The sequence below is a fragment of the Cedecea neteri genome (assembly GCF_000758305.1).
GTDB lineage: Bacteria > Pseudomonadota > Gammaproteobacteria > Enterobacterales > Enterobacteriaceae > Cedecea > Cedecea neteri_C.
The window spans coordinates 366,551-387,645 of the sequence record NZ_CP009458.1 but is presented as its reverse complement, the minus strand read 5'-3'; the positions used below and the strand labels follow the sequence as shown (position 1 = coordinate 387,645).

Annotated in this window: 20 protein-coding genes and 1 other RNA gene; 14 read left to right on the top strand and 7 right to left on the bottom strand. The window is 55.9% G+C overall.

Annotated features, from left to right (window positions below; genetic code table 11):
- Positions 1–137 precede the first annotated feature (137 nt).
- The 3 genes from LH23_RS01740 (at position 138) to LH23_RS01730 (ending at position 2,624) form a co-directional block, all read left to right on the top strand.
- On the top strand, positions 138–998 hold the full coding sequence (locus LH23_RS01740; protein WP_039287559.1) for a small-conductance mechanosensitive channel MscS: 861 nt from the start codon (positions 138–140) through the stop codon (positions 996–998).
- 142 nt (positions 999–1,140) lie between these two features.
- Entirely contained in the window at positions 1,141–1,776 is a 636-nt protein-coding gene (argO, locus tag LH23_RS01735) for an arginine exporter ArgO (protein ID WP_039287558.1), read from the top strand.
- A gap of 110 nt (positions 1,777–1,886) precedes the next feature.
- Complete coding sequence (locus LH23_RS01730) at positions 1,887–2,624, top strand: oxidative stress defense protein (protein ID WP_039287549.1); 738 nt, start codon at positions 1,887–1,889, stop codon at positions 2,622–2,624.
- Positions 2,625–2,677: 53 nt separating this feature from the next.
- Here LH23_RS01730 and argP read toward each other — a convergent pair whose 3' ends face one another.
- Complete coding sequence (gene argP, locus LH23_RS01725; RefSeq protein WP_008461592.1) at positions 2,678–3,577, bottom strand: DNA-binding transcriptional regulator ArgP; 900 nt, start codon at positions 3,575–3,577, stop codon at positions 2,678–2,680.
- 188 nt (positions 3,578–3,765) lie between these two features.
- Between argP and rpiA the strand changes: the two genes are divergently transcribed.
- Together rpiA and serA are read left to right on the top strand one after the other, a co-directional pair.
- The gene (rpiA, locus tag LH23_RS01720) at positions 3,766–4,425 is read left to right on the top strand and encodes a ribose-5-phosphate isomerase RpiA (protein ID WP_008461594.1); all 660 of its coding nucleotides are present in this window, start codon (positions 3,766–3,768) and stop codon (positions 4,423–4,425) included.
- Positions 4,426–4,728: 303 nt separating this feature from the next.
- Positions 4,729–5,967 (top strand): phosphoglycerate dehydrogenase, encoded by a 1,239-nt coding sequence (gene serA, locus LH23_RS01715; RefSeq protein WP_039287545.1) that lies wholly within the window; start codon positions 4,729–4,731, stop codon positions 5,965–5,967.
- Positions 5,968–6,005: 38 nt separating this feature from the next.
- Here serA and LH23_RS01710 read toward each other — a convergent pair whose 3' ends face one another.
- The 3 genes from LH23_RS01710 to zapA all read right to left on the bottom strand — a co-directional run bounded on the left by LH23_RS01710 (position 6,006) and on the right by zapA (position 7,177).
- Positions 6,006–6,602, bottom strand: a complete 597-nt coding sequence (locus tag LH23_RS01710) for a 5-formyltetrahydrofolate cyclo-ligase (RefSeq protein WP_052050110.1) — start codon at positions 6,600–6,602, stop codon at positions 6,006–6,008.
- 20 nt (positions 6,603–6,622) lie between these two features.
- Positions 6,623–6,806, bottom strand: a non-coding RNA gene (gene ssrS / locus LH23_RS23210) — 6S RNA.
- Positions 6,807–6,847: 41 nt separating this feature from the next.
- Complete coding sequence (zapA, locus tag LH23_RS01705; RefSeq protein WP_008461599.1) at positions 6,848–7,177, bottom strand: cell division protein ZapA; 330 nt, start codon at positions 7,175–7,177, stop codon at positions 6,848–6,850.
- Between the two features lie 168 nt (positions 7,178–7,345).
- On the opposite strand from zapA, the gene LH23_RS01700 reads away from it, so the two are divergent.
- The 7 genes from LH23_RS01700 to gcvP all read left to right on the top strand — a co-directional run bounded on the left by LH23_RS01700 (position 7,346) and on the right by gcvP (position 16,905).
- Entirely contained in the window at positions 7,346–7,924 is a 579-nt protein-coding gene (locus tag LH23_RS01700; RefSeq protein ID WP_008461600.1) for a YecA family protein, read from the top strand.
- A gap of 23 nt (positions 7,925–7,947) precedes the next feature.
- Positions 7,948–9,264 (top strand): Xaa-Pro aminopeptidase, encoded by a 1,317-nt coding sequence (gene pepP / locus LH23_RS01695; protein ID WP_039287541.1) that lies wholly within the window; start codon positions 7,948–7,950, stop codon positions 9,262–9,264.
- Positions 9,261–10,439 carry a 2-octaprenyl-6-methoxyphenyl hydroxylase gene (ubiH, locus tag LH23_RS01690; RefSeq protein WP_039287539.1) on the top strand — a complete coding sequence of 393 codons (1,179 nt, stop codon included), beginning with the start codon at positions 9,261–9,263 and terminating at the stop codon, positions 10,437–10,439. The genes pepP and ubiH overlap by 4 nt, the downstream gene beginning before the upstream one ends.
- A gap of 12 nt (positions 10,440–10,451) precedes the next feature.
- Positions 10,452–11,651, top strand: a complete 1,200-nt coding sequence (gene ubiI / locus LH23_RS01685; RefSeq protein ID WP_039287538.1) for an FAD-dependent 2-octaprenylphenol hydroxylase — start codon at positions 10,452–10,454, stop codon at positions 11,649–11,651.
- Between the two features lie 808 nt (positions 11,652–12,459).
- Positions 12,460–13,557, top strand: coding sequence for a glycine cleavage system aminomethyltransferase GcvT (gcvT, locus tag LH23_RS01680; RefSeq protein ID WP_039287537.1), 1,098 nt, complete (start codon positions 12,460–12,462; stop codon positions 13,555–13,557).
- Between the two features lie 29 nt (positions 13,558–13,586).
- Complete coding sequence (gene gcvH / locus LH23_RS01675; protein WP_008461608.1) at positions 13,587–13,976, top strand: glycine cleavage system protein GcvH; 390 nt, start codon at positions 13,587–13,589, stop codon at positions 13,974–13,976.
- A 55-nt stretch (positions 13,977–14,031) separates the two neighbouring features.
- Positions 14,032–16,905 carry an aminomethyl-transferring glycine dehydrogenase gene (gcvP, locus tag LH23_RS01670; RefSeq protein WP_039287536.1) on the top strand — a complete coding sequence of 958 codons (2,874 nt, stop codon included), beginning with the start codon at positions 14,032–14,034 and terminating at the stop codon, positions 16,903–16,905.
- A gap of 141 nt (positions 16,906–17,046) precedes the next feature.
- On the opposite strand, the gene LH23_RS01665 is transcribed toward gcvP, so the two are convergent.
- Genes LH23_RS01665 through LH23_RS01655 form a run of 3 tightly spaced genes read right to left on the bottom strand, consistent with a single transcriptional unit; the run spans position 17,047 to position 18,737 of the window.
- Entirely contained in the window at positions 17,047–17,319 is a 273-nt protein-coding gene (locus LH23_RS01665; protein WP_039287533.1) for a pentapeptide MXKDX repeat protein, read from the bottom strand.
- 35 nt (positions 17,320–17,354) lie between these two features.
- On the bottom strand, positions 17,355–18,116 hold the full coding sequence (locus tag LH23_RS01660; protein WP_039287531.1) for a molybdopterin-dependent oxidoreductase: 762 nt from the start codon (positions 18,114–18,116) through the stop codon (positions 17,355–17,357).
- 9 nt (positions 18,117–18,125) lie between these two features.
- On the bottom strand, positions 18,126–18,737 hold the full coding sequence (locus LH23_RS01655; RefSeq protein ID WP_039287528.1) for a cytochrome b/b6 domain-containing protein: 612 nt from the start codon (positions 18,735–18,737) through the stop codon (positions 18,126–18,128).
- Positions 18,738–18,881: 144 nt separating this feature from the next.
- Between LH23_RS01655 and LH23_RS01650 the strand changes: the two genes are divergently transcribed.
- Positions 18,882–19,595 (top strand): response regulator transcription factor, encoded by a 714-nt coding sequence (locus tag LH23_RS01650; protein ID WP_039287526.1) that lies wholly within the window; start codon positions 18,882–18,884, stop codon positions 19,593–19,595.
- A gap of 4 nt (positions 19,596–19,599) precedes the next feature.
- The gene (locus LH23_RS01645) at positions 19,600–21,066 is read left to right on the top strand and encodes a sensor histidine kinase (protein ID WP_039287525.1); all 1,467 of its coding nucleotides are present in this window, start codon (positions 19,600–19,602) and stop codon (positions 21,064–21,066) included.
- The last annotated feature ends 29 nt before the right edge of the window (positions 21,067–21,095 follow it).

Genomic DNA, 21,095 nt, shown 5'->3' with positions numbered 1-21,095 from the left:
CCCCTTCTTTTGCCGCATTAGTACTCAATTTGAGATCAATTTTGTGACGTACTTGGCACATTCATGCGTTTTTGTTTACCCTTTACGGTTTGAACTGCCTTACCGGGCGGAGAAACTTTTCAGACAAGGAACAGTAAATGGAAGATCTCAACGTAGTAGACAGTATTCATAATGCGGGAGGCTGGCTGGTGCGCAATCAGGAGCTTCTCCTGAGCTATGCGGTAAACATCGTCGCCGCCGTGGCCATTTTGATCGCCGGGATGATCGTTGCCCGTCTGGTCTCTGGGGCCGTTAATCGCCTGATGCTGGCTCGCAGCATCGACAGCACCGTCGCTGATTTCCTTTCTGCGCTGGTGCGCTATGGGATTATTGCCTTCACGCTGATTGCGGCCCTGAGCCGCGTCGGGGTGCAGACCGCTTCGGTGATCGCCGTGCTGGGTGCCGCAGGTCTGGCCGTTGGTCTGGCGCTGCAGGGTTCTCTGTCCAACCTGGCCGCAGGCGTACTGTTGGTCACCTTCCGCCCATTCCGTACCGGGGAATATGTCGATCTCGGCGGCATCGCGGGCACCGTGCTGAACGTGCAAATCTTCTCCACCACGCTGCGTACCGTGGATGGCAAAATCGTGGTTGTACCGAACGGGAAAATTATTGCCGGCAATATCATTAACTTTTCCCGCGAACCTGCCCGCCGCAACGAATTCATCATCGGCGTGGCCTACGATGCGGACATCGATCAAGTTAAGCAGATCCTGACTGACATCATCACCAGCGACGAGCGCGTGCTGAAGGATCGCGACATCACCGTGCGCCTGAACGAGCTTGGCCCTTCATCCGTCAACTTTGTGGTGCGGGCATGGAGCAAAAGCGGTGACCTGCAAAACGTTTACTGGGACGTGCTGGAACGCATCAAGAAAGCCCTTGATGCCAACGGCATCGGCATTCCTTATCCGCAGATGGACGTTCACGTTCGCCAGATTAAAGACTCTGATAACGCATAACCCTCGAGGCCAGCTTTCGCTGGCCTTATTTTTCCCTGCAATAATTAGCTGTTCTTATCAGCGATTAAAACTATCAATTTCCTCTAATAATTTTTGCGCATTACACTCACGCCCAATGATGAACATTTAAAGGGTGTGTCGCGTGTTATCTTATTATTTTCAGGGTATTGCATTGGGAGCCGCGTTAATTCTGCCGCTGGGGCCGCAAAATGCCTTCGTGATGAACCAGGGCATTCGTCGGCAGTACCATCTGATGATTGCTTCCCTGTGCGCGCTGAGCGACATCATTCTGATTTGTGGCGGGATTTTTGGCGGCAGCGCTATTCTGATGCAGTCTCCGTGGCTGCTGGCGCTGGTCACCTGGGGCGGCGTAGCATTTCTGCTGTGGTATGGCTGGGGCGCGCTGCGCACGGCGCTGAGCAGCAACCTGGAGCTGGCTTCGGCTGAAGTGTTAAAGCAGGGGCGCTGGAAAATCGTGGTCACCATGCTGGCGGTGACCTGGCTCAACCCGCACGTCTATCTGGACACCTTTGTGGTACTTGGCAGCCTGGGCGGACAGCTTGCGGATGATGCAAAACGCTGGTTTGCACTGGGAACCATTAGTGCCTCTATTCTCTGGTTTTACGGCCTGGCTATTCTTGCCGCCTGGCTGGCTCCTCGGCTGCGAACCGCAAAAGCACAGCGCATTATCAACGGCGTGGTTGGGATTGTGATGTGGTTTATTGCCGCTCAACTCGCCCGGGATGGGGTGCAGCACATCGCGGCGCTCATGGGCTAATTCGCCATAATCTGATAGACAAGTTACCATTACAGGCTAAGCTTGCTGGCAGACGCCGGGAGTTTGTTGAACGGCGTAATCACAGTGGAACGTAGCACGGAGGAGTTACAGTGAAGTTTAAAATTTTAGCATTAGCCGCGTTAATGGGATTAGGTTCTGTTTCTGTACAGGCAGGCGAGTTGCCAAACGGGCCGCACGTGGTCACCTCCGGGACAGCCAGCGTCGATGCCGTACCTGATATCGCCACGCTCGCTATCGAAGTCAACGTGTCCGCTAAGGACGCCGCTTCTGCCAAAAAACAGGCCGACGATCGCGTGGCACAATACCTGACTTTCCTGCAGAAAAATGGCGTAGAGAAGAAGGATATCAATGCCGCTAACCTGCGCACACAGCCAGAATATGACTACCTGAAAGACGGTAAAACTCAGTTGAAAGGCTACCGTGCGGTACGCCAGGTGGAAGTCACCCTGCGTCAGCTGGATAAAATGAACGAGTTGCTGGATGGCGCGCTGAAATCTGGCCTGAACGAAATTCGTTCCGTGTCGCTGGGCGTTGCGCATCCGGAAGAGTACAAAGACAAAGCACGTAAAGAGGCGATTAACGACGCAACCCGTCAGGCGAAGCTGCTGGCCGAAGGCTTTAACAACAAGCTGGGCCCGGTTTACAGCGTGCGTTACCACGTTTCTAACTACCAGCCAGCACCGATGGTTCGCATGATGAAAGCGGATGCAGCTGCACCGGTTTCCGCTCAGGATACCTACGATCAGCAGACTATTCAGTTTGACGATCAGGTCGACGTGGTATTTGAACTGCAGGGCGCACAAACCCCGGCGGCCCCTGCTCAGTAAGATGTGATCTTCACCTTAACCCTCGCCGCAGCGGGCGAGGGTTAATCAAAGCGTTATTCCGTGTCCTGCCTCAAGACCTTATGCCCGTACTCCAGCAAGGCATCCGTCACGTTGCGCATCATGCGGCTTTCCGGCGCAAAGCGGTGCCAGTAAAGCATACGACGCTGCAGCAGGCCCGGCGTCAGGTCGATTAATTCCCCGCTATTTAACTCGCGCTCAATTTGCAGGTGCGGGATCATGCAGCATGTTGTGCCCTGACGCGCCAGCTGCACAAAGGCCTCTGAAGAGTTGACGATATGGCACGGTACGCTGCCGGGAGAAAGGTCAAAGTTCTGCTGTAAAAATGCCTGATGCATATCGTCGAGATGGTCGAACGCAACAGCGGGGGCTTTAAGCAGCGCAGAGCGCGTGACGCCATTCGGGAAATAACGCTCGGCAAAATCTTTTGAACCCACAAACAGGTAGTCCAGCGCGCCAAGGCGATCTACAAGGCAGCTCGGCAGCGGCTGAGGCTGAATGGACACCGCGCCAACCACTTCCCCACGACGCAGGCGCTCCTGAGTGCGGGTTTCATCTTCAACCTGAAGATTCAGGCGAATCGGAGAGTCGGCCAGAACCGGTGCAAGGGCCGGCAGCAGCCAGGTGGCCAGACTGTCGGCGTTAACGGCCAGCGAAAGCAGCAGCGGCGTCGAGCCGGTTTGCTCATCACCCAACCACTCTTCCTCCAGCAGTTCCACCTGACGTAAAAGCGCCAGCAGTTTTTGGCCCTGCTCGGTAGGGCGGGGCGGCACGGTACGCACCAACAATGGCTGGCCGAACATCGTTTCCAGTTGCTTAATACGTTGTGACACCGCCGACTGAGTAATGCACAGCTTCTGCGCCGCACGCTCAAATCCTCGTTCACGAATTACCGCATCCAGCGCCTGCAGCGTTCTGTAGTCCGGGCGTTTCATTGTTGTTCATCTGCTCCTGATTTCGTCGTGCAGCCACTATGACATAAATTTGCCGCTGATTCAGACCAAATCAGCAAGCTGACATTGTGTTTGAACGTGATGGGGTCGGCATTGCGGCAAAGCCGGGGACATTTTTCCGACGCATGCTTTATAATGCGCGTCAGTTTCCACATCACAGGCATAAAATTATGACGCAGGATGAACTGAAAAAAGCAGTCGGATGGGCAGCACTCCAGTACGTGCAGCCGGGCACCATTGTGGGCGTGGGGACGGGCTCAACCGCCGCGCATTTTATTGATGCTTTGGGCACCATCAAACACCAGATTGAAGGTGCTGTTTCCAGCTCCGACGCTTCCACCGCGAAACTGAAAAGCCTTGGGATCCCCGTTTTCGATCTCAACGAGGTAGATTCATTAGGCGTTTACGTTGATGGTGCCGATGAGATCAACCACCAGATGCAGATGATAAAAGGCGGTGGTGCCGCGCTGACCCGCGAGAAAATCATTGCTTCCGTTGCCGACAAGTTTGTTTGCATCGCGGATGCCTCCAAGCAGGTTGATATTCTCGGTAACTTCCCGCTGCCAGTGGAAGTGATTCCTATGGCGCGCAGCGCCGTTGCGCGTGAACTGGTAAAACTGGGCGGTCGCCCGGAGTACCGTCAGGGCGTGGTCACGGACAACGGTAACATCATTCTGGATGTGCACGGTTTGAGCATCATGGAGCCGATGAAGCTGGAAAACATCATCAACGGTATGCCTGGCGTTGTTACCGTCGGCCTGTTTGCGAACCGTGGCGCGGATGTGGCGCTGATCGGCACCGCTGACGGCGTAAAAACCATCGTGAAATGATCTGACCGGGGCGCGTTCTGCGCCCCAAAAAACCGTATAAAAAATGACAAATTATTTTAACCGCATATTTGGTGACATATATCACATTTCGGTAACAGTGCTGTGATTCATGCCTGGTTCACTCTCCCGCTCAGCATTTTATTCTGACTCCCGCCGCCTTATTCCCGCCTGACGATACGGCGACGCAATCGTTCATATTGCCCCAAACGTAGATTTTGATATTTTGACAGAAGGGTAACTTATAGGCGGTGGCGCATCACCGCCTAAAAACGAACACAACAGCACTGAAAATAGGGTCGGGAAATGGCAAAAGTATCACTGGATAAAGACAGAATTAAATTCCTGCTTGTGGAAGGCGTGCACCAGAAGGCGGTAGACAGCCTCCGTGCAGCGGGATACACCAACATTGAATTCCATAAAGGCGCGCTGGATTCCGAAGCGCTCAAAGAGTCGATCCGTGATGCTCACTTCATTGGCCTGCGTTCCCGCACCCATTTGACCGAAGAGATCTTTGCCGCGGCTGAAAAACTGGTCGCCGTGGGCTGTTTCTGCATCGGCACCAACCAGGTTGATCTGGATGCGGCGGCGAAGCGCGGTATCCCTGTGTTCAACGCCCCGTTCTCTAACACCCGTTCCGTTGCTGAACTGGTGATTGGTGAATTGCTGCTGCTGCTGCGCGGCATTCCTGAAGCTAACGCCAAAGCGCACCGTGGCGTGTGGAACAAGCTGGCGGTAGGCTCTTTTGAGGCCCGTGGTAAAAAGCTGGGCATCATTGGTTATGGCCACATCGGTACACAGCTGGGGATTCTGGCGGAATCTCTGGGGATGCACGTTTACTTCTACGACATCGAAAACAAGCTGCCGCTGGGCAATGCCACTCAGGTTCAGCATCTTTCCGACCTGCTGAACATGAGCGATGTGGTGAGTCTGCACGTGCCGGAAAACGCTTCTACCAAAAACATGATTGGCGCGAACGAACTGGCGCTGATGAAGCCGGGCTCACTGCTGATCAACGCCTCCCGTGGTACGGTGGTAGATATTCCTGCTCTATGTGGTGCGCTTTCCAGCAAGCATCTGTCTGGTGCGGCGATTGACGTATTCCCGACTGAGCCAGCTACCAACAGCGATCCGTTCAACTCCCCGCTGTGCGAGTTTGACAACGTGATCCTGACCCCGCACATCGGCGGTTCAACTCAGGAAGCGCAGGAAAACATCGGCCTGGAAGTGGCGGGCAAGCTGGCGAAATACTCCGATAACGGCTCAACGCTGTCTGCGGTTAACTTCCCGGAAGTTTCGCTGCCGCTGCACGGGGGCACAACCAGCCGTCTGCTGCATATTCATGAAAACCGCCCAGGGATCCTGACCGCGCTGAACCAGATCTTTGCCGATCAGGGTATCAACATTGCCGCTCAGTTCCTGCAGACTACGCCGCACATGGGTTACGTGGTAATTGATATTGATGCGTCGGAAGATGTGGCTGAGAAGGCGCTGAAGTCAATGAAAGCGATTCCGGGCACCATTCGCGCCCGTCTGCTGTACTGATCTGACGAATGGCCTCTTCCTCTAAGGGGGAAGGGGCATCACCACTGCCAAAGGCGCGATGGCGTCACCACGGCAGGCAAAGGAATATCCCACTGTTCTACCGGCAACGTTTCCACCTGCTGGCAATCATGTGCCAGGCCAACCGGGTAAAAGCCGTGCTGCTGCCAGTTCTGCAGCGTTCTGTCGTAAAACCCACCGCCCATCCCCAGACGCTGGCCTGTTTCATCGAAGGCAACCAGCGGCGTGACCAGCACATCCAGCTTATTTAGCGGCAGCACGTCGCGCACATCCAGCTTAGGCTCAAGAATTTTCAGGCGACTGGTGACCAGATTGCTTTGCGGCGTGTAGCGTAAAAACAGCAAGTTACCGGGGCTGAAAGGATGAAGCACAGGGAGATAAACGTTTTTGCCCGCCAGCCATAAAGCTTCAATCAGCGGCGTGGTATTCAGTTCCCCGTCGAACGAGAGAAACAACGCCACGGTCTGAGCACGAATAACCGGCTCAAACGCCAGCATGCGTTCAGCAGCCTGTAGGGCGAAGGTTTGTTGTTCAGCGGGAGTGAGCGACCGGCGTCGTTGCCGTATCGTTTGGCGAATGTCCTGACGAAGCGTTGAGGTTAACGGGATATACGTCATGATGGCCGGGTAGTAAAGAGGGAATCTCCGAGATGCCGCCGCAGGCTGTAACCCTTGAACCCTTGGTTCAAGGTGAGTGTGTCGTCATGGTTTTAAGGCTTCTCGGACGGACCGAGCATGCTCACCAACCGCGGAGCGCCACACTCTTGTGGTATGAAATATCGGCTCAGGGGACTGGCCCGCTTGCAAACATCTCAGAGAAATTTTGTCTTCGAAGTTACTCTACCACAGTCAACTGCGAAGTGTTATTCAAACTTTGGACCCTGTCGGTCAGCTATGCGACCTTGCTCAAGCAATGCTTGTTCGATGGTCTGCTGTAGCATCCGAATACGCTCTTCCATATTGGCGGCGTAGTCACGGGTTTTCGACTTTTCCTGAGCCAGTTCGTAGCAAATGTTAAGTGCTGCGATGAAGACTAGCTGCTCGGTATTTGTGACTCTAGTGCGAACTTTTAAATCTTGCAACCGCTGATTCAGCTCTTCCGCAGCCTGATTCAGCGCATCCTGTTGTTCAGGCGGACAATTCACGCGCAATGAACGACCGAAAATTTGAATATCGACTGGTTGTGCAGACATGCCACCTTCCTGCTGTTTACTCGCCTGCCTTTACGCTACCGGCCCCGGTAGCGGAAGGGGCGCCACTATAGCTATCCCGATATCAAGATACAAGCCCTTTTCTGGTATCTGCGGGGGTCCTGGTGGTAGCATAACACACACTATTCCTGCCAACGATGACGAATGCGCATGTCAATACAGAACGCAATGCCGGACTACGACTTAGTCGGCCAACTTTTGAACCAACAGGGTGTGGGTCTGACGCCTGCAGAAATGCACGGCTTGATCAGCGGCATGCTGTGCGGCGGTAACAAAGATACCAGCTGGCAAACGCTGCTGCATGACCTGACTAACGAAGGCCTGGCCTTTAGCCAGAACCTCGCGGATCCGCTGCGCCAGATGCACGGCGCTATTGGCGACGCGCTGGAAGACGAAGGCTTCCTGTTCCAGCTTTACCTGCCGGACGGGGATGATGTCTCCGTTTTCGATCGCGCCGATGCGCTTTCGGGCTGGGTAAACCACTTCCTGCTGGGCCTCGGCGTTATGCAGAGCAAGCTCGACAAAGTCACCGGTGAAACCGGCGAGGCCATTGACGATCTGCGTAATATTGCTCAGTTGGGTTACGACGAGGACGAAGACCAGGAAGAGCTGGAGATGTCGCTCGAAGAGATTATTGAGTACGTGCGTGTTGCCGCGCTGCTGTGCCACGACACCTTTACTCACGCGGCACCGACCGCGCCAGAGGTACGCAAACCTACGCTCCACTAACGATCAAAAAGTCAGGAGATGTGATGACCCAGCAGGAATTTCTTCGCCGCCGCCAGGCGCTACTGGCAAAAATGGTACCCGGCAGCGCTGCGTTAATTTTCGCGGCCCCGGAAGCGATCCGCAATGCCGATAGCGAATACCCTTATCGGCAGAGCAGCGATTTTTGGTACTTCACCGGCTTTAATGAGCCGGAAGCCGTGCTGGTGCTCATTAAAAGCGATGAGTCGCACAATCACAGCGTGCTCTTCAACCGCGTGCGGGACAAAAGCGCAGAAATCTGGTTTGGCCGCAGGCTTGGCCAGGACGCAGCCCCGCAGAAATTAGGGGTGGATCGCGCGCTGGCCTTCAGCGAAATCGGCGAGCAATTACATCTCCTGCTAAACGGCCTGGATGTGGTTTACCACGCTCAGGGCGAGTACGAATATGCGGATAACATCGTTTTTGCCGCGCTGGATAAGTTGCGTCGTGGATCGCGTCAAAACCTCGCTGCGCCAGCAACGTTGACCGACTGGCGTCCAACGGTACACGAACTGCGTCTCTTCAAATCCGAAGAGGAGATTGCCGTTATGCGCCGCGCCGGGGAGATCTCCGCGCTGGCGCATACTCGTGCCATGCAGGCCTGCCGCCCGGGAATGTTTGAATATCAGCTTGAGGGTGAAATTCACCACGAGTTCACCCGCCACGGCGCGCGTTATCCTTCGTACACCACCATTGTGGGCGGCGGTGAGAACGGCTGCATTCTGCATTACACCGAAAACGAAAGTGAACTGCGCGACGGCGACCTGGTGCTGATAGACGCCGGATGTGAATACCAAAGCTACGCCGGAGACATCACGCGTACTTTCCCTGTTAACGGTAAATTCAGCCCGGCGCAGCGTGAAATTTACGACATCGTGCTGGAATCGCTCGAAACCTCGCTAAAACTCTACCGGCCGGGCACCTCCATGCAGGAAGTGACGACGGAAGTAGTACGCATCATGGTAAAAGGGCTGGTGAAGCTCGGTATTCTGAAAGGCGATGTCGATCATCTGATAGCCAATAACGCCCATCGCGCGTTCTTCATGCATGGCCTAAGCCACTGGCTGGGGCTGGATGTGCATGACGTAGGGGCTTACGGGCAGGACAGGTCGCGCTTACTGGAGCCGGGGATGGTCATCACCGTAGAACCCGGGCTTTATATTGCGCCGGATGCGGACGTGCCCGCGCAATACCGTGGCATTGGCATCCGCATTGAAGACGACATTGTGATCACCAAAGACGGCAACGAGAACCTGACCGCCAGCGTGGTGAAATCCGCAGACGATATCGAAGCGTTGATGGCGGCGGCGCGTCAGCTATGAGTGTCATCATTGTTGGCGGCGGGATGGCGGGGGCAACGCTGGCGTTAGCCATCTCGACCCTCACCCAGGGGAAATTGCCGGTGCACCTCATCGAAGCGATTGCCCCGGACTCAGCCGCTCATCCGGGGTTTGATGCCCGAGCCATCGCACTCGCCCAGGGCACCCGGCAGCAGCTGGCCCGCATTGGCGTATGGCCTGCGCTCGCCGACTGTGCCACGGCAATTAAAACCGTGCACGTCAGCGACAGAGGCCATGCTGGCTTCGTTACCCTTGAGGCTGAAGATTACCAGATTGATGCGCTTGGGCAGGTTGTGGAGCTTCACGATGTCGGGCTGCGTCTTTTTAGCCTGCTGCGCAAAGCGCCAGGCGTAACGCTGCACTGCCCGCAGCGCGTTGCGTCGTTTACCCGGCACGAGCATAGCGTGCAGGTTGTGCTGGATAACGGCGTTGAACTACAGGGCAATATTCTGGTTGCTGCGGATGGCACACGTTCTAAGCTGGCGGCGCAGTGCGGCATCACCTGGCAGCCGCAGAGCTACCAGCAAATCGCCGTGATTGCCAACGTCACCACCTCAGAACCCCATCATGGCCGGGCATTTGAGCGGTTTACCGAGCACGGGCCGATTGCCATGCTGCCGATGTCCGACGGGCGCTGCTCGCTGGTCTGGTGCCATGCGCTGGAAGCTCGTGAGGAAGTTGAAAGCTGGAGCGAAGCAGAGTTTTGCCAGCAGCTTCAGCGTGCCTTTGGCTGGCGGCTGGGGCAAATTACTCATGCAGGCATTCGCCATCATTATCCATTGGCGTTACAACAGGCTTCGCAGACCGTATCTCATCGCCTGGCGCTGGTGGGCAATGCCGCGCAAACGCTGCATCCGATAGCCGGGCAGGGGTTCAACCTTGGCCTGCGCGACGTTATGTCGCTGGCTGAAGGGCTGGCAGAGGCCCACGCGGCAGGCACGGATGTCGGCAGTTTCCCGGTTCTGGCTGCTTATCAGCAGCGCCGTGCCGCAGACAAAGCGGCAACCATCGGCGTTACTGACGGGCTGGTTCAGCTGTTTGCTAACCGTTGGGCACCGCTGGTGGCGGGCCGTAACCTTGGCCTGATGGCGATGGAACATTTTACTCCGGCACGAGATGTGCTGGCTCAGCGCACCCTGGGTTGGGTGGCGCGTTAAAGGAGAGTCAATTTGCAAAGCGTAGATGTGGCGATTGTCGGCGGCGGCATGGTGGGGCTGGCGGTGGCCTGCGGGCTTCAGGGCAGCGGCCTGCGCGTTGCGGTCATTGAAAGCCACCTTCCACAGCCTCTGGGGCCTGAAGCTGCGCCAGAACTGCGTGTTTCGGCGATCAATGCGGCGAGTGAAAAGCTGCTGACGCATCTGGGCGCGTGGCCAAAAATCAGCGAGCGAGCCAGCAGCTATCACGGGATGGAAGTCTGGGAACGGGACAGCTTTGGGCAAATCGCTTTTGATGATAAGAGCTTCGGTTTTAGCCACCTGGGGCACATCATCGAAAACTCGGTGATCCACCAGGCGCTTTGGCAACGGGCGGAGCAATGCAGCGACATCAGCCTGATGGCACCCGTGGACATCAACCAGGTCGCCTGGGGTGAAAACGAAGCGTTCCTGACCCTTAAGGACGGCACAATGCTAACCGCAAGGCTGGTGGTGGGGGCAGATGGTGCCAATTCCTGGCTGCGGGACAAAGCCGATATCCCTCTGACGTTCTGGGACTATAACCACCATGCGCTGGTGGCGACTATTCGCACCGCCGAGCCGCATCAGGCCGTCGCGCGTCAGGTGTTCCACGGGGAAGGCATTCTGGCGTTTCTGCCGCTTTCTGACCCGCATCTTTGCTCTATTGTCTGGTCGCTGCCGCCGGAAGATGCGGTGCGTATGCAGCAGGCCGACGATGAAGCGTTTAACCAGGCGCTCTCCGTCGCGTTTAACATGCGTCTCGGGTTGTGTTCTGTTGAAAGTGAGCGCCGCACCTTCCCGCTGACGGGCCGCTACGCCCGCAGCTTTGCCGGCCACCGTCTGGCACTGGTGGGCGACGCCGCCCATACCATTCACCCGCTGGCCGGGCAGGGCGTCAACCTCGGCTTTATGGATGCCGCTGAATTGATTGCGGAAATTCGCCGCCTGCATCGCGAAGGCAAAGATTTTGGGCAGCATCTCTACCTGCGTCGCTATGAGCGCAGCCGCAAGCACAGCGCGGCGGTGATGCTGGCCAGTATGCAAGGTTTCCGGGATCTGTTTGCCGGCAGCAACCCGGCAAAAAAACTCTTCAGAGACATTGGCCTGAAGCTTGCCGATACGCTGCCGGGGGTTAAACCGCAGCTAGTTCGTCAGGCGATGGGGTTGCAAGATCTGCCGTCCTGGCTGCGCTAAATACTCGTCATACTTCGAGCTACAGGGGTGTTAGCGGCACTCACTTACCCCAGTCACTTACTTTATGTAAGCTCCTGGGGATAAGCTCCCTTGCTGCCTACCTGTAACTCGAATTATTTAGAGTATTAGAGTCGCTCTCTGATTCAGCTTCCATGGCTGCAATAAATACTCGTCATACTTCGAGCTACAGGGGTGTTAGCGGCACTCACTTACTTTATGTAAGCTCCTGGGGATAAGCTCCCTTGCTGCCTACCTGTAACTGGAATTATTTAGAGTATTAGAGTCGCTCTCTGATTCAGCTTCCATGGCTGCAATAAATACTCGTCATACTTCGAGCTACAGAGGGTTAGCAGGACTAACCCACTCGATGGAATCCATAGTGATAACTCCGTCACATTTCCCTTCCCGATGATCGGGAAGGGTATCTGCTCCCTCGTTTGAAATATTCTAATCTCAGGACAAATCTCGGATTACATTTTCTAATCTTACAAATTATGCGATGTAGTCAATTTGTTTCTGAAATGGTCGTAAATGTTAGCCAGTGCTAAATTCGACACTAAATACCTGCTGTTAATGTGGAGTGAATCGCATTTTTACAGTGAATAACTCTGCACACTTCCTCTCCCATTTTGGTCATAAGCTAATGCAATGACCGTTTTTCGCTTATGGTTTACGCCCCCGTTCGGTGGTAAGTTCAGGTCAAAGGTAACGTTTGCGTCGCTATCGGGGAACGGTGGCGATGCCGGGTTTCGTCTGACGGTTGGCAAAGCCAAATCCGCTTTGCAACCAGATGGTTAAAGAGGAAAAGATGACTCAACAGACCCCCTTATTTGAACAGCACACGCTCTGCGGTGCCCGCATGGTTGATTTCCACGGCTGGATGATGCCGCTGCACTACGGATCGCAAATTGATGAGCATCACGCCGTACGCACCGACGCCGGTATGTTCGACGTGTCGCACATGACCATCGTCGACCTGCACGGCAGCCGTACCCGCGAGTTTCTGCGTTACTTAGTCGCCAACGACGTCGCCAAACTCACCCAGCCGGGCAAAGCCCTTTACACCGCCATGCTTAATGCTTCCGGTGGCGTGATTGACGACCTGATCATCTATTTCCTCACCGAAGACTATTTCCGCCTCGTTGTTAACTCCGCCACTCGTGAAAAAGACCTTGCCTGGATTAACCAGCACGCTGAACCGTTTGGCGTGTCCGTCACCGTGCGTGACGACCTGGCGCTGATTGCCGTTCAGGGGCCGAATGCGAAGGCCAAAGCCGCCACGCTGTTTAGCGAAGCGCAGCGTAAGGCCGTTGAAGGCATGAAGCCATTCTTTGGCGTGCAGTCCGGCGATCTGTTCATTGCCACCACCGGCTACACCGGCGAAGCGGGCTATGAAATTGCAATGCCGAACGACAAAGCTGCAGGATTCTGGGCACAGCTGGTTGAAGCGGGCGTTAAGCCTTGCGGCCTGGGCGCTCGCGACACGCTGCGCCTGGAAGCGGGCATGAACCTTTACGGGCAGGACATGGACGAAGGTGTTTCTCCGCTAGCCGCGAACATGGGCTGGACCATCGCGTGGCAGCCGGAAGATCGAGCGTTTATCGGCCGTGAAGCGCTGGAAGCACAGCGCGCGAACGGCACCGAAGAGCTGGTTGGCTTGATCATGACCGAAAAAGGCGTATTACGTAATGAGCTGCCGGTACGGTTTACCGACGCGCAGGGCAATACGCACGAAGGGGCAATTACCAGCGGCACTTTCTCGCCAACGCTCGGCTACAGCATTGCGCTGGCTCGCGTCCCGGCGGGCATCGGCGAAACGGCGATTGTGCAGATTCGTAACCGCGAAATGCCGGTCAAAGTCACCAAACCTATTTTTGTTCGCGCCGGTAAGCCGGTTGCGCTTTAAATTTTGAAATCAGGTATCAGGAGAAAACAATGAGCAATGTGCCGAACGAACTGAAATACAGCAAAGAGCACGAATGGCTGCGTAAAGAAGCTGACGGTAGCTACACCGTGGGCATCACCGAACACGCGCAGGAACTGCTGGGCGACATGGTATTTGTTGACCTGCCTGAAGTGGGCGCCACCGTTTCTGCCGGTGATGATTGTGCCGTTGCTGAATCCGTGAAAGCGGCTTCTGACATTTACGCCCCAATCAGCGGTGAAATCGTTGCGGTCAACGATGCACTAAGCGACAGCCCGGAGCTGGTCAACAGCGAGCCTTACGGCGAAGGCTGGATCTTCAAAATTAAAGCCAGCGACGAAGCACAGGTTGCCGCGCTGCTGGATGCTTCTGCCTATGAAGCGCTGTTAGAAGACGAGTAATTTTTAAACCCCTCTCCCTGGTGGGGAGGGGAAACCATTTCAGGAATCACCGCTCATGACCCAGTCTTTAAGTCAGTTAGAGAATCACGAAGCGTTTATCGATCGTCACATTGGCCCGGACGCACAGCAGCAGCAAGAAATGCTGGAGACCGTCGGTGCGAAGACGCTCCCTGACCTGATCGCCAGCATCGTTCCGCAGGACATTCAGCTTGCTGAGCCGCCTCAGATTGGCTCCGCGGCGACCGAGTTTGCCGCGCTGGCCGAGTTAAAAGCCATCGCCAGCCGCAATAAACGCTTCAAAACTTACATTGGCATGGGTTATACCGCGGTACAAACGCCGCCGGTGATTCTGCGTAACATGCTGGAAAACCCAGGCTGGTACACCGCCTACACGCCTTACCAGCCAGAAGTTTCCCAGGGCCGTCTTGAAGCGCTGCTGAATTTCCAGCAGGTCACGCTCGACCTGACCGGCATGGATATCGCTTCCGCTTCTCTGCTTGATGAAGCCACCGCGGCAGCCGAAGCGATGGCGATGGCCAAACGCGTCAGCAAGCTGAAAAACGCTAACCGTTTCTTTGTGGCCTCTGACGTTCACCCACAAACGCTGGACGTGGTGCGTACCCGCGCGGAAACCTTCGGCTTTGACGTCATTGTCGACGATGCAGCGAAAGTGCTGGATCATCAGGATGTATTTGGCGTGCTGCTTCAGCAGGTGGGCACCACCGGCGAAGTGCATGATTACACGGCACTGATTGCCGAGCTGAAGCAGCGCAAAGTTGTGGTTAGCGTAGCCGCAGATTTCATGACGCTGGTGATGCTGACCGCGCCGGGCAAACAGGGCGCAGATATAGTCTTCGGCTCTGCCCAGCGCTTCGGTGTCCCAATGGGCTACGGCGGCCCACACGCGGCGTTCTTCGGCGCTCGCGATGAATTTAAACGCTCCATGCCAGGCCGTATTATCGGCGTTTCCCGCGATGCCGCTGGCCGCACCGCGCTGCGCATGGCGATGCAAACTCGCGAACAGCACATCCGCCGCGAGAAAGCGAACTCCAACATCTGTACTTCCCAGGTGCTGCTGGCGAACATTGCCAGCCTGTATGCGGTCTTCCACGGCCCGGCTGGCCTGAAACGTATTGCAGGCCGCATCCACCGCCTGACCGACATTCTGGCCGCTGGCCTGCAGCAGAAAGGCCTGGTTCTGCGCCACAAACACTGGTTCGACACCCTTTGTGTTGAAGTGGCTGACAAAGCCGCCGTGCTGGCGCGCGCCGAAGCGCGTGAAATTAACCTGCGCAGCGACATCCTGAACGCGGTAGGCATCACCCTTGATGAAGCCACCACCCGTGAAGATGTTGTTGCTCTGTTCGACGTGCTGCTGGGCGATGCTCACGGTCTGGATATCGACAAGCTGGATCGCGACGTTGCCAACGACAGCCAGTCCATTCCGGCCCCGATGCTGCGCGACGACGAGATCATGACCCACCCGGTCTTTAATCGCTACCACAGCGAAACAGAGATGATGCGCTACATGCACTCTCTGGAGCGTAAAGATCTGGCGCTCAACCAGGCGATGATCCCGCTTGGCTCCTGCACAATGAAGCTGAACGCCGCGGCCGAAATGATCCCAATCACCTGGCCGGAATTTGCTGAGCTGCATCCGTTCTGCCCGGCAAACCAGGCCGAAGGCTATCACCAGATGATCGCCCAGCTGTCCGACTGGCTGGTGAAACTGACCGGCTACGACGCGCTGTGCATGCAGCCGAACTCCGGCGCCCAGGGCGAATACGCTGGCCTGCTGGCTATCCGCCGCTACCACGAAAGCCGCAACGAAGGTAGCCGCAACATCTGCCTGATCCCAAGCTCTGCGCACGGCACCAACCCGGCTTCGGCACAAATGGCGGGTATGGAAGTGATCGTCGTGGCCTGTGATAAACAAGGCAACATCGATCTGCAGGATCTGCGAGTTAAAGCCGAACAGGCTGGCGAAGCGCTCTCCTGCATCATGGTGACTTACCCGTCCACCCACGGCGTGTACGAAGAAACGATCCGCGAAGTGTGTCAGATCGTGCATCAGTTTGGCGGCCAGGTTTACCTGGACGGCGCCAACATGAACGCTCAGGTCGGGATCACCACGCCGGGCTATATCGGCGCGGACGTGTCGCACCTCAACCTGCACAAAACCTTCTGCATTCCGCACGGCGGCGGCGGCCCGGGCATGGGCCCAATCGGCGTTAAAGCGCACCTGGCGCCGTTTGTACCGGGCCACAGCGTGGTTCAGATTGAAGAGATGCTGACCCAGCAAGGCGCGGTTTCCGCCGCCCCGTTTGGCAGCGCCTCTATTCTGCCTATCAGCTGGATGTACATCCGCATGATGGGCGCGGACGGCCTGAAGAAAGCCAGCTCCGTAGCGATTCTGAACGCCAACTACATCGCGACCCGCCTGAAATCCGCGTATCCGGTGCTGTACACCGGCACGAACGGCCGCGTGGCTCACGAATGTATTCTGGATATTCGTCCGCTGAAAGAAGAAACCGGCATCAGCGAGCTGGATATCGCCAAGCGCCTGATCGACTTCGGCTTCCATGCGCCAACCATGTCGTTCCCGGTAGCGGGCACGCTGATGGTTGAGCCAACCGAATCCGAAAGCAAAGTGGAACTGGATCGCTTTATTAATGCGATGCTCTCCATTCGCAGCGAAATCGACCGCGTCGTTGCAGGCGAATGGCCGCTGGAAGACAACCCGCTGGTGAACGCGCCGCACACTCAGGACGAAATCGTTTCCGAGTGGGCGCACCCGTACACCCGCGAACTGGCGGTCTTCCCGGCTGGTCACGGCAATAAATACTGGCCAACCGTGAAGCGTCTTGACGACGTTTACGGCGACCGCAATCTGTTCTGCTCCTGCGTGCCGATGAGCGAGTACGAATAGTTTTTACAGATTGAATCAAGGGCACTTCGGTGCCCTTTCTTGTTTTTGGGAGCAGTGGCAATTTCTTTAGTGGGAGTGATGCGGCCGGAGGGAAATAAGTTCGCTACGCCAGAAGAGGGTGAGACTGGCGTAGCGTAAGGCTTATTGCTTGCTCATGCTGTCTTTCGCCATACCGTCTTTGGCCATGCTGTCTTTGCCCATATGGTCTTTGCTCATTCTGTCTTTCTTCATACCGTCTTTGGACATGCAATCTTTCTTCATGCCGTCCTTGTTCATGCCGTCTTTACAGGTGTGGGTCATTTTGCCCATGCCGTCTTTGGCCATGGAATCTTTGCTCATCGAATCCGCAGCGTTAGCCCCGGCGATACCGAACAGCATGGTGGAGCACAGCAGGGCAGCGTAGATCTTTTTCATGATGTATTTCCTTGATTTATCTGTGAGACAGAGAATTAACTACCACCGAACCAGTTATAGCCCTGGTCTTCCCAGTAGCCGCCGGGGTAGCGATTGGTGACTTCAATGACCTGAATATGCTTCGGGTTCTTGTAGCCGAGTTTGGTCGGGATACGCAGTTTCATCGGGTAGCCATATTTACGCGGCAGGACTTTGCCATCCCAGGTTAAAGCAATCAGCGTTTGCGGATGCAGCGCGGTGGCCATATCGATGCTGGTGTAGTAGTCATCCGCGCATTTAAAGCTGACGTATTTGGCTCGCAGGTCGGCACCAATCCCTTTCAGGAACAGGGCAAAAGGGACGCCGCCCCATTTGCCGATAGCGCTCCAGCCTTCGACGCAGATATGGCGAGTCACCTGGCTGACCTGCGCCATCTGGTGAAGTTGTGCCAGCGTCCACGGGCGCTTGTCGGTAATCAGCCCGGCAAGCTCCAGGCGGTAGCTGTCGCCGTTGATGTCCGGCGCTTCGTCCTCGCCGTAAAAGGCGTTAAACGGGAAGTTAGCGTCGATCATGCTTTCCGGGTAAACCGGTGCCAGCTGGCTGCCGTTAAACAGCCAGGCCTGGATGCGGTCGTTAAAACTCGAAATCTTGCTGAGCGAACTTTCAACCGTGGCGTTATCGCTGATATCGCAGCCGGTGAGCATCGCGATACCGCCGAGCGTTAAGCCCTGCTTTAAAAAACGACGGCGGCCTTCCTGCGTGAGCTGCTTATTAATCAGCTGCGTTGCTTCTTTAATGATTTCGTTTTTATCGCTCATGTTTCTTCCTTAGCGGCCACGGAGCATGGCGAGCAGCGTGCGGGGCACCAGCGCCACCATCAGCAGATGAATCACCACGAAGCCGACCAGTGCGGACATGGCATAAAAGTGGATAAACCTCACCGTGTCGTAGCCGCCAAGCAACTCTCGTAGCAGAGCAAACTGCACGGATTTCCACACGACGAGGCCGGAAATAACCAGCAGCAGGCTGTCGACGATAACAAACAGATAGGCCGCCTTTTGCACCATGTTGTAATGGCTCAGGTCGGCGTGGGCTAATTTCCCCCGCAGCGCCGCGAAGGCATCCTGGAAGAACTCACGAGGCGATAAGGGCCAGTATTTCTGCTTAAAGCGGCCGCTGAAGAGATTGCACAGCAGGTAAATCACGCCGTTGACCGCAAACAGCCACATCCCGGCAAAGTGCCACTGCAGCGCGCCGCCCAGCCAGCCACCGAGCGTCAATTCGTTGGCAAACTGGAAATGAAACAGCGGAGAGGCGTTATAAATGCGCCAGCCGCTGGTGACCATAATCAGGATCGCCAGCGCATTCAGCCAGTGGCAGAGCCTCAGCCATAGCGGGTGAATGAGCGTTGGGGCGGTATGCAGCGTTGAGCTTTCCATCGTCCGGCTTCCTCGTGATTTGATGCAGCGAGTATTGGCCAGATTTGTTCCCCATTGCCTCACGCAAAGTTAAATTAAATGTGACAACTTAACCGACGCGAGTTGTGTAAACTTTGGCTATGCCAGCGTGTGGGGACAGACAAAGTGAATCAGGCAAAAAAAATACTGATCGTAGAAGACGACGAAAATATCGCCGAGCTTTTGCAACTGCATTTGCGGGAAGAAGGCTTTGAGATTGTGCATGCCGCCGACGGCAATGTCGGCCTGGAAAAGCTCAGGCAGGGTGGCTGGGATGCGCTGATTCTCGATCTGATGCTGCCCGGTGTCGATGGCCTGGAGATTTGCCGCTTTGCCAGAAGCATGACGCGCTACACGCCGATTATTATGATCAGCGCTCGCTCCAGCGAAACGCACCGCGTGCTGGGGCTTGAGCTGGGCGCGGACGACTACCTGGCAAAACCTTTTTCGATGCTCGAACTGGTCGCCCGCGTGAAGGCACTGTTCCGCCGTCAGGAGGCCATGAGCCAAAACCTCAAGATAGACGCAGGCACGCTGACGTTTGGCCCGCTGACAATTGATCCGCTGGCCCGAGATGTTCGGCTGAATCAGATGCCCGTGGAGCTCACCCCGCGAGAGTTTGATTTGCTCTACTTCTTTGCCCGCAACCCGGACAAAGTGTTTTCGCGTCTGCACCTGCTCAACCAGGTTTGGGGCTACCAGCACGAAGGCTATGAGCACACCGTAAACACCCACATCAACCGGTTGCGCATCAAGATTGAAGATAACCCGGCGGAGCCGAATTTTATCCGCACCGTGTGGGGTAAAGGCTACAAGTTTACCGCCCAGATACGTGAGTAACCCTATGCGAATTCTTACGCTTTCCCGCCGCCTGACGCTGGTTTTTGCCGTTCTGCTGCTGACCGCCTGTGCCTTTTTGGGCTGGCTGCAAGTACGTACCAGCACGCAGTACAGCCAGGCCGTTATTCAGCAACTTTCCGGTGACCTGGCGCAGCACATCAACCAGAGCTACCCGCTGCTCGGGCAGGACGGGCTGAACAAAGACTCGGTCCGCACGCTGTTTGATCATCTGATGGCCGTTAACCCCAGCGTGGAAGTTTATCTGCTGGATAAACAAGGCAATATTATTGGTGATGCCGCGCCGGATGGGCATATTAAGCGCCATCAGGTCGATCTCGCTCCGCTACGGGCCGCGCTGAACGGCGGCAAATTCCCGCTTTATGGCGATGACCCGCGCAGCCTGGACGGGCAGAAGGTGTTTAGCGTGGCGCCGATGATGCGGGACGGCAAGCTGGAAGGCTATTTGTACGTGGTGTTGCTGGGCGAAACTTATAATCAGCTCGCCAACAGTGCTCAGTTTGATGCCGTTTTAAAGCTAAGCCTGTTTCTGCTCAGCCTTATATGCGTGCTGGGGTTGGTGGTGGGCGGCCTGGCGTTTCGCTGGATCACACGCCCGCTTCGCGAACTTTCGCAGCATGTGAAGGCGCTGGAATCAGGCGGAATGGCTGAAATGCAAGCCATGGCAGCTCTGCCGCAAAATTCAGGTGGAGACGGGGATGAGCTTGCTCAACTGAGGCATGGGGTTATTGCTATGGCCGGGAGAATCTCCGAACAGTGGCATAGCCTGACCCAGCAAGATCAGCTGCGCCGTGAATTTATTGCCAATATCTCCCATGACCTGCGAACGCCGCTAACGTCGCTGCATGGTTACCTGGAAAGCCTGTCGGTCATGTCGGCTACGCTGAGCGAGGCGGAGAAAAAGCGCTATCTGGATATTGCGCTGGCCCAGAGTCAGAAGGTTGGAGCGCTGGCGCAGTCGCTGTTCGAACTGGCGAGACTGGAATACGGGGTGGTCAAGCCGCACAAGGAGAGCTTCTCTATCAGCGAACTACTGCAGGATGTGTTCCAGAAATTTGAGCTACCGGCGCAAACTCGCCAACTTGAACTTTTAGCCGACATCCAGCCTGGATTGCCGCTGATTGAAGCTGACGTCAGCATGATCGAGCGTGTGCTGACCAATCTGTTGGACAACGCGATTCGCCATACGCCGGATAAAGGCGTGATTTCAGTCCGGCTGTGGAAAGAGCTGGATAAAGTCATGGTGCAGGTCAGTGACAGCGGGCCAGGCATTCCGCAGGAGCTAAAAGAAGGGCTATTTGTGCGACCTTCGATTGTGAATCAATCCCGGCTCAGGGTTGGCGGGCTTGGGTTGATGATTGTGCGCCAGATGCTGCAACTGCACGGCAGCGATATTTCGCTGGTGGACCAGCCAAAACGCGGGGCCTGCTTCCGGTTTGGCTTACCCGTTTAAATAAGAAAGGCGCCGTGAAGGCGCCTTTT

Bases quoted from the DNA above. Each gene is read 5' to 3' on its own strand.
- LH23_RS01660 (WP_039287531.1), bottom strand. From the start codon at position 18,116: ATGAGCGATAAAAACGAAATCATTAAAGAAGCAACGCAGCTGATTAAT.
- gcvT (WP_039287537.1), top strand. From the start codon at position 12,460: ATGACTCAACAGACCCCCTTATTTGAACAGCACACGCTCTGCGGTGCC.
- LH23_RS01655 (WP_039287528.1), bottom strand. From the start codon at position 18,737: ATGGAAAGCTCAACGCTGCATACCGCCCCAACGCTCATTCACCCGCTA.
- zapA (WP_008461599.1), bottom strand. From the start codon at position 7,177: ATGTCTGCACAACCAGTCGATATTCAAATTTTCGGTCGTTCATTGCGC.
- LH23_RS01700 (WP_008461600.1), top strand. From the start codon at position 7,346: ATGTCAATACAGAACGCAATGCCGGACTACGACTTAGTCGGCCAACTT.
- LH23_RS01665 (WP_039287533.1), bottom strand. From the start codon at position 17,319: ATGAAAAAGATCTACGCTGCCCTGCTGTGCTCCACCATGCTGTTCGGT.
- LH23_RS01740 (WP_039287559.1), top strand. From the start codon at position 138: ATGGAAGATCTCAACGTAGTAGACAGTATTCATAATGCGGGAGGCTGG.
- ubiH (WP_039287539.1), top strand. From the start codon at position 9,261: ATGAGTGTCATCATTGTTGGCGGCGGGATGGCGGGGGCAACGCTGGCG.
- LH23_RS01710 (WP_052050110.1), bottom strand. From the start codon at position 6,602: ATGACGTATATCCCGTTAACCTCAACGCTTCGTCAGGACATTCGCCAA.
- rpiA (WP_008461594.1), top strand. From the start codon at position 3,766: ATGACGCAGGATGAACTGAAAAAAGCAGTCGGATGGGCAGCACTCCAG.
- argP (WP_008461592.1), bottom strand. From the start codon at position 3,577: ATGAAACGCCCGGACTACAGAACGCTGCAGGCGCTGGATGCGGTAATT.
- gcvH (WP_008461608.1), top strand. From the start codon at position 13,587: ATGAGCAATGTGCCGAACGAACTGAAATACAGCAAAGAGCACGAATGG.
- gcvP (WP_039287536.1), top strand. From the start codon at position 14,032: ATGACCCAGTCTTTAAGTCAGTTAGAGAATCACGAAGCGTTTATCGAT.
- serA (WP_039287545.1), top strand. From the start codon at position 4,729: ATGGCAAAAGTATCACTGGATAAAGACAGAATTAAATTCCTGCTTGTG.
- LH23_RS01645 (WP_039287525.1), top strand. From the start codon at position 19,600: ATGCGAATTCTTACGCTTTCCCGCCGCCTGACGCTGGTTTTTGCCGTT.
- pepP (WP_039287541.1), top strand. From the start codon at position 7,948: ATGACCCAGCAGGAATTTCTTCGCCGCCGCCAGGCGCTACTGGCAAAA.